This window comes from Hymenobacter swuensis DY53, from assembly GCF_000576555.1.
Lineage (GTDB): Bacteria > Bacteroidota > Bacteroidia > Cytophagales > Hymenobacteraceae > Hymenobacter > Hymenobacter swuensis.
The window spans coordinates 3,979,845-3,998,500 of record NZ_CP007145.1 but is presented as its reverse complement, the minus strand read 5'-3'; the positions used below and the strand labels follow the sequence as shown (position 1 = coordinate 3,998,500).

Genomic DNA, 18,656 nt, shown 5'->3' with positions numbered 1-18,656 from the left:
TTTTCTTCATGATGCAGCATGAAGAAGACTTTTATTAAGCTGCTACTGCCGGCACTCATTATTGTCGTTATGTTCGGTGCAGATTATAATGCCCGACAGGTAAAGGGGATTTTGCAGAATGGGACAGCTGTAAGGGCTAAAGTTGTCAACGTTGATTTTATAAAAAACAGCTGGCGACTACAGATGCTATATGAGTATAAGTCGCAGCTCTACAATCGGGAGAGTAACACATCAAGAGAGCATAGCATTGGAGATAGTGTTACCATTCGTTTTGAAAAAGATAAGCCTAACGGCAGAATAGTCGTTGACGATAAGGCCTGTGTCGAGTATGCATGGTAAGTAAATTATGTTACGGCCCTGTGGGGACGACTTCAATCTCAATACACTAGTTCCCCTCGTACCTTTGCCCTTGTGAACCTCGCCTCCTACATCGACCATACTCTGCTGAAGCCGGACGCCACGCCGGAGCAGATTACCCGGCTTTGCGCAGAAGCGGCCCAATACCGCTTTGCCAGCGTGTGCGTGCCGCCCTGCTACGTGCGCCAGGCCACCAACGAGCTGCACGGTACCGGCGTACCGGTGTGCACCGTCATTGGGTTCCCGCTGGGCTACGCGCTGGCCAAAGTGAAGTTCTTTGAAGCCCACCAAGCCCTGGCCGATGGCGCGACGGAACTGGACATGGTCATCAACGTGGGAGCCCTGAAAGCGGGCCGCCTAGAGGAAGTAGAGGAGGAAATCGGGCAGCTGGCCGAACTGTGCCACCTGCGCGGGGCCTTGCTCAAGGTTATCATCGAAACCGCGCTGCTGACGGAAATCGAAATCGTGACGGCCTGCCGGCTGTGTGAGGAAGCCGGGGCCGACTTTGTGAAAACATCCACCGGGTTTGCCAGCCGGGGCGCGTCGGTAGCCGATATTGCGCTGATGCGCCGGTCGTTGCCGGCGGCTATTCGTATCAAGGCCTCGGGCGGTATCCGGGAGCGGGCGTTTGCGCTGGCACTGGTGCAGGCCGGAGCCGACCGGCTGGGCTCCTCTGACAGTCTGGCTTTGCTGGAAGAATCTACCCATGAAACATCTGCTACGTAACGTGCTGCTGCTGTCTGCCCTGTTTTCGCTCGGTGCCTGCGCCGCATCGGGCCCGGCCGCGCCGGCCGCCACCACCCCCGATACTACCCGCAAAGCGGCCGTGACGGTGCCCGCCGAGGACCTGAGCCGCTACCGGCCGGTATTTACGGCTCCTAAAGCGCCGGCCGCGGCTTCGGGAGTGCCCGCCCGGGTGGTGCCGCCCACCAACCACGTAAACGCCCAGGTAGAGCAGCGCCTGCGCGACCAAGCCTTCACCAATCAGAACGTGAAGTATGCCCAGGGCTACCGAATTCTGGCCTACGTGGGGCTGGAGAAGGAGCAGGCCATGGCTATTCGCCGTTCTGTTATCAGCCGCTACCCCGAGGAAACCGACTACCTCACCTTCAAGCAGCCCATCTTCCGCCTCTGGGTGGGCGACTACCTCACCCGCCTCGACGCCGAACAGGCTTTGCTCCGGATTCGAGCCCTAGCCCCCAAGGCCGAGTTGGAATCGGCCCAGGTAGTTATCAATAAAGCCGCTTACTAAGTTCACGCTCCGGCACGCCGCCTCTGAAATGGCTTTCTAAACCAGCTACTATCGTATAACTTCCAAGCCTATGATGCGGCAATTGCAGTGGGAGGAGCTGGATCTGGTGCAGGGACTGGAAGTAGTTCCGGGGGAAATTGGTAACGGTGGGCAGCAGTTTGAGGTGGAGCAGGATGGTTTATGTCTGCTGCTGACGCTGTGGCCTGAAGACAGCGTGGTGGATGTGACGCTGTACCAGCGCAAAACCCGGGCCGTACTTCTCGATTTCACGGTGGCCGTGCGGGGCCGCATCCGCTACAACAACGACCAGCGCGGCCAGTACCTGGAGTTTCCCGACTGCGTGCTGGTCAGCCGCATATCTTTTTCCCGGGAACAGGATGAAGCGGCCTTCAACCCCAATACCTTTGGCCGACCCCTGCTCGTAGCGGTTCGCCCGCACCTGAGCGTGTTATTTGAGTAAACCCGTTTGCCTTTCCGCGTATGCTGCATCTGATACCGCGCATCAAGACTCTGGCCGCCGAGGCCGCCGCCGATACCGTGGCCCTGCGCCAGCACCTGCACGCCCACCCTGAGCTGTCGTTTCAGGAGCACGACACGGCCGCTTTCGTGACGGAGCAGCTGCGTCAGCTGGGCCTCACGCCCCAGCCTATTGCCGGCACCGGCGTAGTGGCCCTCATCGAAGGCCGCAACCCCGGCCGGCGTACTGTGGCTTTGCGCGCCGATATGGACGCGCTGCCCATCACGGAGCAGAACGAGGTAGCCTACAAATCCACGAACCCCGGCGTGATGCACGCCTGCGGCCACGACGTGCACACGGCCAGCCTGTTGGGCGTGGCCCGCATTCTGGTAGCCTTGAAGGAGGAGTTTGACGGCTCAGTGAAGCTCATGTTCCAACCTGGCGAAGAACTGCTGCCCGGTGGAGCTTCCCTGATGATTGCCGAAGGCGTACTGGAAAACCCCAGGCCGGCCAGCGTGCTGGGCCAGCACGTATTCCCGCGTCTGCCGGCCGGCAAGGTGGGCCTGCGCGCCGGCCGCTATATGGCCAGCACCGACGAGCTGTACCTGACCGTGCGTGGCAAAGGCGGCCACGGCGCCATGCCCGAGCAGAACGTCGACCCTGTACTGGTGGCCGCGCATATCATTGTGGCGGCCCAGCAGATTGTGAGCCGGCGTGCCAACCCCAAGCTGCCGTCGGTGCTGTCGTTCGGGAAAGTCATTGCCCAGGGCGCTACCAATGTCATTCCGAACGAGGTGCTGCTGGAAGGCACCTTCCGAACTTTGAATGAGGAGTGGCGTAACGAGGCCCACGAGCACCTGCGCCGCCTCTGCGAAGGTCTGGCCGAAAGCATGGGTGCTACCTGCGAGCTAGAAATCCGGCGCGGCTACCCGTACCTGGAAAACGAGCCCGCCCTTACCGCCCGCACCGAGCAGGCCGCCGTGGAATACCTGGGCCGCGAAAACGTGGTGGAGCTGGACCAGTGGATGGCCGCCGAGGATTTCGCCTACTTCAGCCAGGCCGCCAGCGCCTGCTTCTATCGCCTGGGCACCGCCGCCGCCGATGGCAGCGGCCGGTTCACTTCCTCGGTTCACACGCCCACCTTTGATATCGATGCCCAAGCCCTGGAAACCGGCCCCGGCCTGATGGCCTGGCTGACGTTGCGCGAGTTAGGGGAGGAATAGCAAGAGCCGGACGGTTAGCAGAATCAGCAACGTAGAGGTAGGCAGCAGCCGGCTTCGTCTTTTAAATTGAAAAAGTATCCCATGCGCTTACCTGTTTTTCTCCTGACGGCGGCGGTTGTGTTAACCTTAGCGACTTCAACCCACGCCCAGCGTCGTACGGCTGCTGATCTGGCTTTCCAACCGCAGGTTCAGGCAGAAGTTGCGCTGAAGGGTGACGACTACGTATACGTGGCGTTCAATCTGGTTCGTACAAATTACTCCTCGGGCACCTTTGCAGGAGGTCAGCTGCGTGCCGGATACGAGCATTTCTGGAACACCCAATGGAGTGGTGGTGGGCGTATTTTTGTGACCCGATATGATGATGCAGTGCTGGAACCGGAAGTTTTCGCCAGGCACTGGAATACAATAGGTCAGGTTAACTTCCGGCAACGACTGGGGCTGCGCTATAACATTCCATTTAATAGCCCCACAGAGCGGGCCCTAGCCAGCCTCCGCCTCGATGTCGACCGGATTTTTCCGCTGGGCAGCAGCAGCGTAGCCCTGCGGCCCCGGGTGGCGTTTGAGCCGGTGGCGTACCTGCGCTTCCAGCGCGAAGACTTTGAAGCCAAGGAGCCGTTTCTGGATTTCTCGGAGCTACGGGGGGAAGTAGGGGTGCGGCTTTCGCCTCGGTTCGATTTTACTCCTTGGTTTTCCTGGCAGAATACCTATAGCATTGCCCTGCCCCAGTACAATGCCGATGGCACGGTAAAAATACCGGGCGGTAACACCCGCTTCGTGCAGCCAACCCTGGGTCTGGATTTACGTCTAACGCTGGGCAACCAAGCCGGGGCAGCCGAACGGCGGCAGTTGCCCACTCAATACTAATGCCATATTGTCGCGGCTGACTATTCATCTAAAACTGCCTTTAAGATGAATAAATAATGATTATAAAGTTTTGACTGTAAAATTTACAGTCAAAGTTGACTTTAAAATGTCAATACGGCATTGTTGGCTGATTGGTACGGAGTTTATGGAAGAAGGATGTCACCACACGGCTGGTGCTGATTCCCAACTACTACATTCCTCTTACTACCATGGCAACTTTGCTGTATAACAACCGTCCTGCGCGCGCTTTCAATTCCGTACTCAGCGAGATGCTGCGCGATACGCTCCCGACCCTCAACGAACCCGTAAAAACCTTCGTGCCCCAGGCCGATGTGCTGGAAGGCCCCGCTGGTTTCGAGCTGCACCTGTTGCTGCCCGGCGTTGCGAAGGAAGACGTGAAAATTGACTTTCAGGACGGTCAGCTTACCATCAGCGGCGAGCGGAAAGCTCCTGAAAGCGCCGACGAGCAGGCCCCGAAATTCCGCCGCGTCGAGTCGGGCTACGGCAGTTTTTCCCGCACCTTCCGCCTCCCCGATACGGTGGACGTCACGGCCATTCAGGCCGAGCTGACCAACGGCATCCTGCAGCTGCAGCTGCCTTTCGACAGCAAGAAGGTCACGAAGCATCAGATTGAGGTGCGCTAAACCACGAAAAAGGGCGCTCTACCGGGTGCCCTTTTTCGTGGTTTGCCTGTTGTTTACGGGAGGCCTGAGCCGCGAAGCCCGGGAATAATCTACCAACCGGTCGTTTTCCTCCCTCAACGGCTATGCAACCGGACACCAATCACTTGGTATCTGGCGTTAGGAGAACGTGAAACAGCTGTTTCGAACACATTAGGGCAATTGTGACTCCTTGTTCATTCACGTTTCCGTTGTATTTTCAACTCGACATCTTTTCATCTTCACCTTCTTCTTACCCATGCAAGCAAAACAAATGATGCTCGGCCTGTTCGGTTCCGCCATTCTCGGTGGTGGCGTGGCGGTAGGTGGGTACAAGCTGCTGGAGCCCGAGCGCGCCCTGTCGCCCCAGGCTATTGCCGCTGACCCCAACGTTCGGTACACCAGTGAGCTGCGCAACAGCACCTACACCGTGCCCGAAGGCCTCAACTTTACGGCCGCTGCGGCATCCGTGACGCCGGCCGTCGTGCACGTTATGACGGAATATGCCCCCAAAGCCAGCCAGAACGACGCGGCCCGGATGGATCCGTTTCTGCGCCAGTTCTTCGGGGATGAGCTGGAACAGTACCACGGCCGAGGCCGGCAGCAAGGGCCCCAGCAGGGCTCCGGCTCGGGTGTTATCATTGCTGCCAACGGCTATATCGTGACCAACAACCACGTCATCGAGAAGGCCGATAAGATTGAGGTGGTGATGGACGACAAACGCAAGTATAAGGCCACGCTCGTCGGCACCGACCCCAACACCGATCTGGCCCTGCTGAAAGTGGAGGCCGATAACCTGCCCTTCATCCGCTACGGCAACTCTGATAATGTAAAAGTAGGAGAGTGGGTACTGGCTGTGGGCAACCCCTTCAACCTGAACTCCACCGTTACGGCCGGCATCATTTCGGCCAAAGGGCGCAACATCAACATCCTGCGCCGCGAGGATGGCATGGGCGTAGAGTCGTTCCTGCAAACCGATGCCGTGGTGAATCCCGGTAACTCGGGCGGGGCGCTGGTGAACCTGAACGGGGATTTGATCGGCATCAACTCGGCTATTGCCTCGCAGACGGGCTCGTTTGTGGGGTACTCTTTTGCCGTGCCCAGTTCCATTGTGAGTAAGGTGATAGACGACCTACTGAAGTACAAAGTGGTGCAACGCGCTCTGCTGGGCGTGCAGATCCGGGAAGTGGATGCCCAACTGGCTTCTGAGAAGAAGCTCAAGAGCCTGAACGGCGTGTACGTAATGGGCGCGGGCAAAACGAGCTCGGCGGCCCAGGCAGGTATTGAGGAAGGTGACATCATTACTGAAATCAACGGCGTGAAGGTGAACACCTCCTCGCAGCTGCAGGAGCAGGTGGCCCGCTTCCGGCCCGGCGACAAAATCAAGGTGACCTACCTGCGCGACGAGAAAGAGCGCACCGCCACGGCCACCCTGCGCAACTCCACCGGCACCACCGATATTATTCGGGAGGAAGTGGCTTCCGTGGTGAAGTACGAAGGTGCTTCGCTGGCCCCGGTGAGTAAGCAGGAGCAGAGCAAGCTGGATATTGAAGGCGGCGCGAAAATCACCGGCATCCGTAACTCCAACTTCCGCGAAACCGGCATTGCCGACGGCTTCATCATCACCCGCATCGACAAGAACCGGGTAGAGAAGCCCCAGGATGTACAGCGCTACCTCGAAGCCGCCAAGGAAACCGAAGGCGCGCTGGTAGAAGGCGTGTACCCCGATGGCCGCAAAGCCTACTACCCCATCGGGCAGGCCCAGTAATTTGGTGCCGGCGCAATAAAATTAAACCCCTCCGCTGCAAAACGGAGGGGTTTTTTGTTGGTTTCCGCGTAGCTTTTCACGCAAGCAGCCACTCCATGGCGGGACCTTCTTCGATGAACAGGCGCAACTCATATTCCCGGTCATCCGACAGGCCGTATGATAAGTACTGCTGTTGGGTCGGATCATTCTCATACACTATTAGCCGGCCTGGGGAGCAATGTACCGCAACGCGCAGCAGCTGCGGCAGCAGTTGCGCGGTGGCCATCGGGAAGAATACATGGGTGGTCCACTGGCCCAGTTCGGGGTTTAGCTGGTCGCGGCGGCGCACATCAAGAAGCCAGCGGCTGAGGCCATGCCGCCGGGCCGTGGCAAGTAGTTCAGTGTAGTCTGCTTGGAGCAAAGACGTGGGGGCGTCATCGGCCCAGCGGGCCACCAGAATACCTAAATCGGGGCGGGGAGTGAGGGTGAGCAGAGAGCTGGGCATAGACTCCAAGGTAGCAGATTACAACCGGGAAACTACCAGCTGGGCGGCCTCCACCCTGGTTGGCATAAGGGACCCCGGGCATCCTGAAAATGCCCACTTCACCCGCCGAATCGGCAATATCAATAGCAAAAACGGGGAAAGCGCAATGGGTTGGCGACGACGTAGATGGTTTTTCCGGTCAGTTTAAAGTGGGGTCTTGGCTTGAAACCGGCCGGTGTTAGTTTTTATGGTTTGTTTTGTAGCCAGCTTCGGTACCGTTGCGGTATGCCGGCAGTCAGCCCCAAAATTCCCACCCAACTCATACAGTCTACTTCCTAATGAAACAAGCTCTCGAAGAAGCTGCCGCTACTGGCACCGATGTGCAGGACCACGACCACCACGGTATTAAGCAGGTGTTGCATGACCTGGGTATTGAGGCCCATAACGCTGCCTGGAGCACCGGCCTGACCTGGGGCGGCGCGCAGAACGGCAACACCCGCACCATCACCTCCACCACCGATGGCCGCACCATCGGGACCGTGGCTCTGGCTACTGCCGAGGACTACGAACAGGTGGTACAGAAAGCCCAGGAAGCCTTCAAAACCTGGCGGCTGATGCCGGCTCCTAAACGCGGCGAAATCGTGCGTCAGATCGGCAACAAGCTGCGTGAATACAAGGACTCGCTGGGCAAGCTGGTGAGCTACGAGATGGGCAAAATCCTGCAGGAAGGCCTCGGCGAAGTGCAGGAAATGATTGACATCTGCGACTTTGCGGTGGGCCTCTCGCGGCAGCTGCACGGCTTCACCATGCACTCGGAGCGCCCCGCGCACCGCATGTACGAGCAGTATCACCCACTGGGCGTGGTGGGCATCATTTCGGCCTTCAACTTCCCGGTAGCCGTGTGGAGTTGGAACGCCATGCTGGCCGCCGTCTGCGGTGATACCTGCATTTGGAAGCCCTCCGAAAAAACACCCCTTACGGCCGTAGCCGTGCAGCACATCATCCGGGACGTGCTGCGCGAAAACGAGTTGCCTGAAGGTATCTTCAACCTGATTATCGGTGACGCGGAAATTGGGGCCAAGATGGCGGCTGATACGCGCGTGCCGCTGGTGTCGGCCACGGGTAGCACCCGCATGGGTAAGAAGGTAGGCGAAGTTGTGGGTGCCCGTCTGGGCCGCGCGCTGCTGGAGCTGGGCGGCAACAACGCCATCATCCTCACCGAGCACGCCGATTTGGGCATTGCCATTCCGGGCATCGTGTTCGGGGCCGTGGGCACGGCCGGGCAGCGCTGCACCACCACGCGCCGCCTCATCATCCATGAATCGATTTTCGAGGATGTGAAGGCTCGTCTGCTCAAAATCTACCCCAACCTGCCCATCGGCCACCCGCTGCAGGAAGGCACGCTGGTAGGCCCGCTCATCGACCAGGACGCCGTGCAGAGCTTCACCAAAGCCCTGGCCGCCGTGCAGGCCGAAGGTGGGCAGCTGCTCATCGGTGGGGAAATCCTCAGCGGCGCTGGCTACGAAACCGGCACCTACGTGAAGCCCGCCTTAGTGGAAGCCCGCAACGAATACCACACGGTGCAGGAAGAAACCTTCGCGCCCATCCTGTACCTGATCAAGTACAGCGGCGGCGTGGAAAATGCCATTGACACGCAGAACGGTGTGCGTCAGGGTTTGTCGTCGAGCATCTTTACGGTAAACATGCGCGAGGCCGAAGCCTTCCTCAGCCACGCCGGCTCCGACTGTGGCATTGCCAACGTGAACATCGGCACCAGCGGGGCTGAAATCGGTGGTGCGTTTGGCGGCGAGAAGGAAACCGGCGGCGGCCGCGAATCCGGCTCTGATGCTTGGCGCGTGTATATGCGCCGCCAGACCAACACCATCAACTACAGCACCCAGCTCCCGCTGGCCCAGGGCATCAAGTTCGACGTGTAAGGTCTGTTACCTTATGGGTATTACATAAAACGGCCCGCTCGGTTTTACCGGGCGGGCCGTTTTATGTGCGTGAGCATTCACACCCGCTTAGCCGCCAAATGTAATGTCACCGTGACCTTTCAGGTATAAGGTCGCCTGCGTGGGACTGTAAATGACGTAGTACACACGATACGTTGTATTGGGTTTGAACTTGTCGGCAGGAAACTCAAAGTGAAACAGAATATCTGAAACGCTGAAGGGGCCATATTCCAGCTCATTAGCCACCTGATAGTTCCTGTCAACGAAGACCAGCTTCAACATGGCTCCGTTTGGAATGCCGTAAAAACCAAAGTTTCCACCACCCTGAATAGTTGCTGGGTTAGGATAGAAGGTGCGCGGCTGCACAGTCACGGCCGAAGTGACGTTCAGATACAATGGCAGCTTGAATAGCCCGAGCTCCTGCTCGTTCCAGGTTTCGTCGCGGGCCCAGTCGGTGGGGTCAGTAGGACCGATGGAGCGGTTGCTGGCGTCGCGCTCCGTAATGCCTCTTTCCGGCCCAAAGTCGATAGTAGGCGGCGTTTCCTTTTTAGAACACGCCGTGAGAGCGGCCAGAAGTCCAATGCCGAACAGAATTTTTCTCATGGATAGGTACAGGTAGATGAAATCGGCAGCGCAACATACGCTACGTTGCGGGATATGGCTGTGGGCAGTATACCCGGCAACCGGTAGGAATAACGTTAGGACATAGCCGTAAGCAGACAAATAAAGCTATTGAACAATTCTGAATGCGCTGCTGTCTTTGCCCCGCAGTGCAACCCCGCCGCCGGCCCACTGTCTTTCACCTGCTTACCTGATAGCACGAGCCGTTTTAGCCCGGAAAGTTGGATATTTACGATTCACCCGTTTCCGACCATCCGCCCACTGAGCAACCTATGGAGGCATTTTCGTATACCGACATCAACGCGCCGCTGGTCGAGCGGTGCCGCTTAGGTGACCGACGCGCCCAGGCCGAAATCTACAAGCGCTATTCCAAGGCCATGTTCAACGCGTCGTTGCGCATCACCGGCGACTACGCCGAGGCGGAGGACGTGCTGCAGGAGTCGTTCCTGAGTGCTTTCCGCGAGTTGCACAGCTACAAAGGTGACTCCTCGTTCGGTTCCTGGCTTAAGCGCATCGTCATCAACAAAAGCATCAACTGCCTGCGCAACCGGCGTCTGCAGCTGGTGCCCCTGGCCGAACAGCACGACGGGGCCGCCGCCGACTACGACGACGGCCTCGGTGGGCTGAACTCGGAGGAGCTGGGCTGGCGAGCCGACGTGGTGCGCCGCTGCGTACAGGAGTTGCCCGATGGCTACCGCGTGGTGCTCACGCTGTATTTGTTGGAAGGCTACGACCACGCCGAAATTGCCGGTATCCTCAACATCACCGAGTCCACTTCGAAGTCGCAGTACAGCCGGGCCCGGAAAAAGCTTCTGGAGCTGGCCCGCCAGCACGGCCTGTAATTCTGCTACCTGATTTTACCTTCTGACCTCACCCGTAGCGTGCCGGATCGGTAGTTCTTCTGCTGGCCCACCCAACCTTTCCGACCAGCTTGCCCCGGCCCGCCACGCCCCCATTACCACCTGCCATGAACGAGAAGAAAACCGGACTGGAAGCCTTCGTGGAACACCACCGCGCCGACTTCGATGTGTTCGAGCCCCGGCCGAACCTCTGGGACGATATTGCTTTGGAGCTGGAAATGGCTCCCGAAGAAGATACTGCTGCCGAACCGTTGCGCGTATTGCCACTTTTCCCAACAGCTGAGACTACTCCTTTGCTTCCTGCTGCCGCTCCCGATACGGCTGCTGTACGCTCGGCCCGTCCTTATGGGGTAGCTGCTGCAGTAGCGGCTCTCTTGATGGTAGGGACTTGGTTTTGGCAGCACCGCACCGAAGCGACCATCTGGACGCGCACCGGGCAGCCGGCCGTAGCCCTTGCTACCCCCGGCGAGCCTTCCCTGTATTCCAGCCCTGACCTTTTGGCTACGGCTACTTCTGATGGTCCTGAGCAACGCCTGGCCGCCGCTGTGCAGCGCATGGAGTCTTACTACGCCGCCCAGATTACGGAACGCCAGCGGGAACTGCGTGAGGTAGACGAGGAGGGCGCTGCCGCCATGCCCCGGGCCGACTGGCAGCGGGAGCTTACCACCCTGGATTCTACGTATCAGCAGTTGAAAACAGAGCTGTACCGCAACCCCGAGCCCGATGTGGTGCTGGAAGCCATGAACCGCAACATGCAGATCCGGCTGGACCTGCTGACGCAGCAGCTGCGCACCCGGGAGCGAATCCGGGATTATCATAGCCAACCTTACATGGTGGCCGATAGCCGCCGGATTCCATAAATCATGCGCCCCACTTCGTTGTTTTTTCGTCGGGCCGGGCGGTTGGTATTCCTGGCTGGCTTGCTGAGTGTGGCCGGCCAGACGGGGCATGCCCAGATGGCTATAGTGCAGCCGGAAGTAGCCACTGCCTATTATCGGGAGCCGGATGCATTGCTAGCGCAGTTTACTGAGCAGGGTACGCCCGATGCCCGGCAGGGCAGCCCAGGCCAAGGTGCTGCCCAAGGGCCACAGGAAGAAGCGCAGCCCACGCCAGCCGTCGAGAAAGTCCGGAAGCTCAGCCGTACGTTTCCGGCCAGCGCCACCAAGCTCTACACCCTGGATACCCGCTACGGCCGGGTGCAGGTGAACGTGTGGAACCGCCCCGAAATCCGGACCGACGTGGATATCATTACCCGCGCTGAAACGGAGGAAAAAGCCCAGCAGCTCCAGGAAATGATTCAGGTGCAACTGCAGGACAAGGACCCTGCCACCGGCGGTATTGTAGCCCGCTCGCGCTTTGGGGCCATGCCCCGGGAATGCTGGAGCCGTACCAAGCTCTACGAGGTGAATTATACGGTGTGGGTCCCTAAAAACACGCCGCTGGCCGTGCATAATACCTTCGGTGAAATCAGTGTAACCGGCGACCTGACCGGAGCCACCGAGTTGGCTATTGAGTATGGCAGCCTGCGCACTGCCCGGCTGGATGGCCCGCGCAATACCGTGCGTGTGGGTAACGCGCAGTGCGCCATACCCTACGCTCGACGGGCTACCATTGAGGCCTCGTATTCCAAGCTGCGCCTTACTGAGGGCGGTATTGTGGAACTGCGCAACAACAGTTCAGATATCGATATCAGCACGGTGCAGGACCTGACGGTGCATAGCAAGTACGGCGACGTGGCGTTAGGCACGGTCCGGAACCTGCGTGGCTCCTCCGGCTACTCCAAATTCAGCATTGACAAAATCAGTAATCAGCTGGACATGAAACTGCAGTATTGCCCCAACTTTGAAGTGCGCAGTACGGGTAAAAATTTCCGGCAGATCAACGTGGATGGGGGCTACAGCACCATTCTGTTGAACTTCCCCGATGGGGCGGCTTTTGATTTCGATGTGAATACTGACCACGGCCGACTGCTGGTGGATAAGCGGCTGGTGAAGGTAGAATCGGAGGAAAGCAGCGCCTCCTCCAGTGATACGCAGGGCAGTTTCGGGGCGGTTCAGGCGCGTAATGCCGGTAACGTAAACATCAAAGTGCGCTACGGCAACGTGAGCTTCAACCGATAGGAACGGATAAAACGTCAGAAGCAGAAGGTCAAAAGTAAAAGCGCGGCTGCTCCGGTAAAACGTGGTGCCGCGCTTACTTTTGACCTTCTGCTTTTGCCTTTCTCTATGCGTGGTTTTCTACTGATCGGGCTACTGGGCCTGGGTGTTTCCCCGGCTGCCGTTGCCCAAACTGCTCCTGTTGCTATGTCTGCTGCCTCTGCCGTTGCCTCTTCGTCGCTCCGTACGTACGCCCTGCGCCTCCGGCCCGGTCAGGATTTGCGGCAGAAACTGCTGGCGTTTGTAACCCGACATCAACTGCGGGCGGCCTGCGTGCTGACGGGCGTAGGCAGCCTGACCACCACTACGCTACGGCTGGCCAATCAGGAGGGCCCCACGGTATACCACGGCCACTTCGAAATCGTGTCGCTGGTAGGAACACTGTCGGTGGAAGGGAGTCACCTGCACCTGTCGGTAGCTGACTCCACGGGGCGCACCATCGGCGGGCATCTGCTGGATGGGAATCTGATTTACACCACCGCCGAGCTGGTAATTGGTGAACTGCCGGAGTTGGACTTTCGGCGGGAAACAGATACCACGTTCGGGTACAAGGAGCTGGCCGTGTACCCGGCCGCGCCCGGTGCAACTGCTCCCGCCCCTACCCGGAAAGAACCCCGGTCGAAACCGAAAAAATAGGCCGGCCGAAACGCTGGCGGGCCTTTTTCAAGCCACGCAAAACAGGTATACTTGTGGAACTATCAGCGGGCCACCGCAAGGGCGGCAGGGCCGATGAGGTGTTTTATATAGTTTACGTTAATGCGAGTTTTTACGTACGGTACGCTCCTGAGCCTGTGGGCCGGAGCTGCCGCCACGGCGTACGGCCAACAGCAGCCGGCTACCGTACCCACCGCCTCCCGGGCTTTGCAGGAGGGCATTGCACTGCATGATAAAGGCGACTTTGCCGGGGCCATCCGGCAGTATCTGCTGGTACCTTCCTCCGATTCCGGCTACGTAGGGATTCAGGGCGAGCTGGCCCTTTCTTATCTGCAGAACAAGCAGTACAAAGAAGCCGCCGAAGCCAGCCGCCGGGCCATTGCGTTGCACATGCACGATGCCCAGCCATACTACGTGCTGGCCGAAGCCGAAGAGAACCTGAAGCATGAGTCCGAAGCCTTTCGGGCCTACACCGATGGGCTGAAGCTCATGCCCTACAACCAGCTGCTGTGGTTCAACCAGGGCGTGAGCTACGATGCGCTTAAAAAGCGGCCGGCCGCGCTGGCCAGCTGGCAGCGGAGCTTGGAGCTGGCGCCCATGCACCCGGGCACGCATTACCAACTGGCGTGGCTGGCACTGGAGCAGGGCCAGACGGCCCGGGCCCTTATCAGCCTGCTTACGTTTCTGGCCATTCAGCCCGATTCGGAAAACAGTCAGCAAGCCCTGATTCTGGCCGAGAATATTGCCGCTAACACGCAGGAAGTAGAAGAAAAGGAACGGGAAAAGCCCTTCGTGCCCAACGACGCCTTTCAGGACCTGGATCTGCTGCTGACCTCCAAAGTGGCCCTGCGCAAAGACTACACCACCAAGGTGAAGTTCGATGCCAACATTGTAAAGCAGGCGCAGCTGCTGATAGAGAAATTTCCGGCTGGTGGCTCCTCTGAAACCGACCTCTGGCTCCGGGCGTACGGCCCCATGGTGGAAGCCCTGCGCCGCGACGACAACCTGACGGCCTTCACCTACCTCATTCTGTACTCCGCCGATGATAAGCGGGCCAGCCAGTGGGTGAAATCCAACAAAAGCAAAGTGGAGCGCATGAGCCAGGCCGTTTCCCAGGCGCTACTGAGCCTGCGGGTGCAACAGCCCGTGTCTGGCCAGCCTGAAGGGACTCGCCGTACGGCCTGGTTTCACGAGAAAAAGATCCAGGGTATCGGCGAAGGCACCACCAAAGATGGCGACCTGGAAAGCCTGCGCGGCCCTTGGCTGTTCCTGGATAAAGCCGGAGCCGTCAGCAAGGAAGGCTCCTTCACGGCGGATAGCAAGCGTACCGGCCGCTGGCGCGAATACCACGACAACGGGCAGCTAGCCAAGGACATGAACTACGATGCGCAGGGGCTGCTGGAAGGCCGCTACGCGGAGTATCATGATAACGGCGCGCTGTCGGTGGACGGTACTTACCAGGCCGGTAAACTTGTGGGTACGGCCAAGCTGTACCACTATTGCGGCGAGGCAAGGGAGGCGCGTAAGTACGAGAATGGTGACGCCACCGGCGAGGCCCTGTTCTACTATCCCACCGGTAAGCTGCAGCGCCGGGCCAATTACCGCGCTGATAAGCTGGAAGGGCCTTCCGCTCATTTCTACCCCGATGGAACCCCCGAAGCCACGTACACTTACGTGGCCGATAAGCGGCAGGGAGCCTTTGAGGTCTTCTACCCCGACAAGCAGCTGGAACGCAAAGGCGCGTACGAACAGGGTGAGCTGCACGGCGACTACAAAGACTATTTCCCGAACGGGCAGCTGGCCAGTGCCGGCCGATACGACCACGGCAAGCAGGTCGGCCGCTGGCAGACGTTCTACGCCTCCGGCAAGCCCAGCGACGAGAAGACGTTTGACCCGGCTACCGGCGAGCTGCACGGAACACTGAAAGATTACGACAAGGATGGCCGGCTGCTTAGTGAGCTGGAGTACGTCCAGGGGCGCGTAACCAAGCTCACGTATTTCGACGCGGCCGGCAAGCCAATAAGTCAGACGGCTATTGCCAAAAAGGGGCGTACCGAAGTGAAAGGCGTGCGTCCCGATGGCGTTACCCGCTTCACGGGTGCGTACACCGATGGCCGCATGAGCGGCGAATGGCGCTGGTTTCGGCGCAACGGCAGCCTGGCTACAGTACGCAACTACCTCAATGGCAAGCAGCAGGGCGCAGAGGAATTCTACGCCAGCAACGGCCGGGTCAGTCAGCGCAACCAGTACCAGGACGACCAGCTGGATGGTTTCTCGCAGACCTACTACCCGCACGGCCAGCTGCAACGGGCGGGTTACTACACCGCCGGGGAGCAGCAGGGTACCTGGAAGCAGTATTACCCTACCGGTCAGCTTAGTGAGGAGTATAACCTGCAAAGCGGCACCATGCATGGCCAGACGCGCAGCTATACACCCGGCGGCAAGCTCACTCAGGAGCGGTGGCTGGAGTATGACCGGCCCCTCACTATCACTTCCTTCGATTCCGTTGGGGCAGTAGTAGACCGCCTAGTGGTGCAGCCGACCACCAAAGCCTTCACTATGCACTACCCCAATGGTAAGCCCCGCGTTGAAAGCGGCTGGTTGTGCTATGATTATCAAGGGAGTGAAAAATGGCTGTTCCCCAACGGCAAAACCGAAGTTACCAGCGAAATGGACCAGGGCAACCGGCAAGGGGCTTACCGCTCCTACCACCCGTTCACGGGCAAGCTGGTGGAGGAAGGTACCTACCGTGACGGTAAGCGGGAAGGCGAGTGGAAGTACTACTATGCTTCGGGCACCTTGCGCAGCAGAGGCACTTATCAGCGCGGTGAGTCGGAAGGGGAGTGGAGCAGCTACTTCGAGAACGGACAGTTGGAAAAGGTTTCCACCTACGCCGCCGATGACCTGAACGGACCTCTGCGCATTTACAATATGCAAGGCGAACTGCTGCTGGAAAAGCTGTACGCCGATGGGGAACTGCTGGGCTTCCGTAGCCCCGGCCCCGATGGTAAAGCCACCGGCGACCTGAAACCCGTCGGCACCATCAGCACTACTTTCACCAACGGCAAACCTGCCGCTACCGAAACATACCAGAAAGGTACCCTCAGCGGCTCCCGTACCTATTATTACAGCACCGGCCAAGTGTATCGGCGGGCCCAGAACTCGCCCGATGGGCAGCTGACGGGCACGCTCACTACCTATTACCCCAACGGCAAGGTGCAGGAAGAGGAAGCCTACGCGTTTGACGAGCTGCACGGCCGCAGCCGTTACTACCGCCCCGATGGCACGCTGGAGCGCGAAGAAACCTTCCGTTGCGGTGAAAAAGCCGGCCCTACGGTATACTATGACGCGCAGGGCAAACCCTTACGAACTGATTTTTACTGGAATACCCATGTCTACGAAACGCGTTAACTCGGGGCAGTGGGCTCTGGGGCTGTGGTTACTGCTATTAGGAATAAGCCAGCAGGCCCGGGCGCAGCAGCCGGTGCAGCAGTTCATGCAGCTCAAGCAGCAATATCCCGCCGAGAAGGCCGTGTACCTCGATTACCGCCAGGAACTGACGGTAGAGTTGAAAGGCGACTCGGTGCAGGTAGTGGCCCGGCACCACTACGATATGCTGCACCTGGCCGGGCAGTCGGATATGTACGCTCCGGACCAGGTGTACAGCTCCCACTTCAACCGCCTTCAGAAAATTGAGGCCCGCACCCTGTTGCCTGCCACCAACGACTATAAGGCGCTGAAGGTGACGGAATTCAAGGATAAATTTGAAATCCGGCCGGGTATTTTCTTCGATGATGCCCGGGTGGTGAGCTTTTCCTATCCGGCCGTGGCGCCCGGCGTACGCACCGTGTGCGACTATACGGTGCGCCACCCCGATGCCCGCTTTTTGAACCCGTTCTACTTCGCCAGCTACGTACCCGTGCAACATGCTGAGTTGGTCATAACGGCCCCGCGTACCGTGCGCCTCAATACCAAGCAGTTCAATATTCCGACTGGGAAAGTCACGTACACCCGCCAGGAAAAGGGAAGCAACGTCATCTACCGCTGGGTGGCTGATAACCTGCCCGCCGCCAAACGGGAAGCCGATGGCCCGGAGTCAAGCTACTACGTGCCGCACCTAGTGTTCTTCGTGGAAGAAGCCCAGGTGAACGGTCAAACGCGGAAGCTGTTGGGGGGAGTACCCGAACTCTACAGCCTGTATTCGGGCTTTGTGACCGGCCTCGATAAGCAGGAAAGTCCCGCGTTGCGCCGGGTGGTGGATTCGCTGACGGTAAGTGCCCGCACTGAGCCCGAGAAGGTAGCCCGCATCTACTACTGGGTGCAGGACCACGTCCGCTACATTGCCTTTGAAAACGGCCTGCGCGGCTTTATCCCGCACGACGCCGGCCGCGTGTACGCCAGCCGCTACGGCGACTGTAAGGACATGGCCAATCTGCTGCACGAAATGCTGCGCATGGCCGGCGTAAAATCGTACCGCACCTGGATTGGCACCCGTGACCTGCCCTACCATTACGCTGACCTGGCCACGCCCGGTGTGGATAACCACATGATTACCACCTATGAGCCCCGCCCCGGCGAGTACGTGTTTCTGGATGCCACCAGCAAATACACGCCCTATGGCATGCCTTCCTGGATGATTCAGGGCAAGGATGCGCTGTTGGCGCTGGATGGCAAGAACTGCAAGGTGGTGAGCGTGCCCGTGATGGAGCGCCAGCGCAGCCGCACCGTTGACAGCTCGGTCGTGGTGCTTGATGGTACTACCGGGTTGCGCGGCACGGGCCGCTTGGCCCTCAATGGTTACGCCAAAGTGCGCCACTCCTACGCCCTCGACGGCCTCAACCCTACCGATGAAGCCAAACTGGTGAAAAGCCTGGTGGAGCGTGGCAACAACAAGTTCTTTGTGGACAAGTACGCGGTCCACGACCTCGACACCCGCGACCAGCCGCTGGTAGTGGACTACGAGTACCGCTTGCAGGATTATGTGCAGCGTCTCGATGACGAAGTGTACGTAAACCTCAACCTCGACCAGCGGTACGCCGCCGACCGTCTCGACCCCGCCAAGCGTACCCTGGCCCGCACCAACGACTACTTCCATACCACCCGCACCCGCACCGAGTTTGAGGTGCCGGCCGGGTACGAGGTAACCTACCTGCCTGCCAACACCACCGGCCAGGACCAGATGCTGGGCTTTTCCATTCGTTACGAGCGGAAAGGCACTAAAATCATCCAAGAGAAGGAGGTGTTCGTGAACTACCTGATGCTGGAACCCGCCCAGTTCGGCCAATGGAACACCGTGGTAGATAAGCTCAATGCGGCGTACCGTGACGCCATTATTCTCAAGCGCAAAAAAGCGTAGCGCCGCGTATT

General features: G+C 59.0%; 17 protein-coding genes. 15 read left to right on the top strand and 2 right to left on the bottom strand.

The annotated features are described in order from the left end of the window. Positions 1–18: 18 nt before the first annotated feature. The 8 genes from HSW_RS18525 (at position 19) to HSW_RS18490 (ending at position 6,580) form a co-directional block, all read left to right on the top strand. Positions 19–339 (top strand): hypothetical protein, encoded by a 321-nt coding sequence (locus tag HSW_RS18525; protein ID WP_044003208.1) that lies wholly within the window; start codon positions 19–21, stop codon positions 337–339. Between the two features lie 72 nt (positions 340–411). Then, positions 412–1,083 carry a deoxyribose-phosphate aldolase gene (gene deoC / locus HSW_RS18520; RefSeq protein ID WP_044003207.1) on the top strand — a complete coding sequence of 224 codons (672 nt, stop codon included), beginning with the start codon at positions 412–414 and terminating at the stop codon, positions 1,081–1,083. Beyond that, positions 1,064–1,609, top strand: coding sequence for a hypothetical protein (locus HSW_RS18515; RefSeq protein WP_044003206.1), 546 nt, complete (start codon positions 1,064–1,066; stop codon positions 1,607–1,609). The genes deoC and HSW_RS18515 overlap by 20 nt, the downstream gene beginning before the upstream one ends. A gap of 70 nt (positions 1,610–1,679) precedes the next feature. Continuing rightward, positions 1,680–2,069: a hypothetical protein gene (locus tag HSW_RS18510; protein ID WP_044003205.1), complete on the top strand. Its 390-nt coding sequence runs from the start codon at positions 1,680–1,682 to the stop codon at positions 2,067–2,069. Between the two features lie 20 nt (positions 2,070–2,089). Then, entirely contained in the window at positions 2,090–3,289 is a 1,200-nt protein-coding gene (locus HSW_RS18505) for a M20 metallopeptidase family protein (protein WP_044003204.1), read from the top strand. Positions 3,290–3,370: 81 nt separating this feature from the next. After that, positions 3,371–4,153 (top strand): hypothetical protein, encoded by a 783-nt coding sequence (locus HSW_RS24410; protein WP_155833054.1) that lies wholly within the window; start codon positions 3,371–3,373, stop codon positions 4,151–4,153. Between the two features lie 209 nt (positions 4,154–4,362). Beyond that, positions 4,363–4,797 carry an Hsp20/alpha crystallin family protein gene (locus HSW_RS23100; RefSeq protein WP_155833053.1) on the top strand — a complete coding sequence of 145 codons (435 nt, stop codon included), beginning with the start codon at positions 4,363–4,365 and terminating at the stop codon, positions 4,795–4,797. Positions 4,798–5,071: 274 nt separating this feature from the next. Further along, positions 5,072–6,580 (top strand): Do family serine endopeptidase, encoded by a 1,509-nt coding sequence (locus tag HSW_RS18490; RefSeq protein ID WP_044003202.1) that lies wholly within the window; start codon positions 5,072–5,074, stop codon positions 6,578–6,580. Positions 6,581–6,656: 76 nt separating this feature from the next. Here the strand turns inward: HSW_RS18490 and HSW_RS18485 are convergent, their stop codons facing one another. Further along, the gene (locus tag HSW_RS18485; protein WP_044003201.1) at positions 6,657–7,064 is read right to left on the bottom strand and encodes a hypothetical protein; all 408 of its coding nucleotides are present in this window, start codon (positions 7,062–7,064) and stop codon (positions 6,657–6,659) included. A gap of 317 nt (positions 7,065–7,381) precedes the next feature. Between HSW_RS18485 and amaB the strand changes: the two genes are divergently transcribed. Continuing rightward, the gene (gene amaB, locus HSW_RS18480) at positions 7,382–8,980 is read left to right on the top strand and encodes an L-piperidine-6-carboxylate dehydrogenase (RefSeq protein WP_081768491.1); all 1,599 of its coding nucleotides are present in this window, start codon (positions 7,382–7,384) and stop codon (positions 8,978–8,980) included. A gap of 87 nt (positions 8,981–9,067) precedes the next feature. Here amaB and HSW_RS18475 read toward each other — a convergent pair whose 3' ends face one another. Further along, complete coding sequence (locus HSW_RS18475) at positions 9,068–9,601, bottom strand: membrane lipoprotein lipid attachment site-containing protein (protein ID WP_044003200.1); 534 nt, start codon at positions 9,599–9,601, stop codon at positions 9,068–9,070. Positions 9,602–9,891: 290 nt separating this feature from the next. Here HSW_RS18475 and HSW_RS18470 point away from each other — a divergent pair, with 290 nt between their 5' ends. The 6 genes from HSW_RS18470 (at position 9,892) to HSW_RS18445 (ending at position 18,645) form a co-directional block, all read left to right on the top strand. After that, complete coding sequence (locus tag HSW_RS18470; protein ID WP_044003199.1) at positions 9,892–10,461, top strand: RNA polymerase sigma factor; 570 nt, start codon at positions 9,892–9,894, stop codon at positions 10,459–10,461. A gap of 125 nt (positions 10,462–10,586) precedes the next feature. Then, entirely contained in the window at positions 10,587–11,339 is a 753-nt protein-coding gene (locus HSW_RS18465; RefSeq protein WP_044003198.1) for a hypothetical protein, read from the top strand. 3 nt (positions 11,340–11,342) lie between these two features. After that, the gene (locus tag HSW_RS18460) at positions 11,343–12,599 is read left to right on the top strand and encodes a DUF4097 family beta strand repeat-containing protein (RefSeq protein WP_155833052.1); all 1,257 of its coding nucleotides are present in this window, start codon (positions 11,343–11,345) and stop codon (positions 12,597–12,599) included. A 183-nt stretch (positions 12,600–12,782) separates the two neighbouring features. Beyond that, on the top strand, positions 12,783–13,271 hold the full coding sequence (locus tag HSW_RS18455; RefSeq protein WP_231501319.1) for a PPC domain-containing DNA-binding protein: 489 nt from the start codon (positions 12,783–12,785) through the stop codon (positions 13,269–13,271). A gap of 120 nt (positions 13,272–13,391) precedes the next feature. Continuing rightward, positions 13,392–16,700 carry a toxin-antitoxin system YwqK family antitoxin gene (locus HSW_RS18450; RefSeq protein WP_044003195.1) on the top strand — a complete coding sequence of 1,103 codons (3,309 nt, stop codon included), beginning with the start codon at positions 13,392–13,394 and terminating at the stop codon, positions 16,698–16,700. Further along, positions 16,681–18,645 (top strand): DUF3857 domain-containing protein, encoded by a 1,965-nt coding sequence (locus HSW_RS18445; protein WP_044003194.1) that lies wholly within the window; start codon positions 16,681–16,683, stop codon positions 18,643–18,645. The genes HSW_RS18450 and HSW_RS18445 overlap by 20 nt, the downstream gene beginning before the upstream one ends. Positions 18,646–18,656 lie beyond the last annotated feature (11 nt).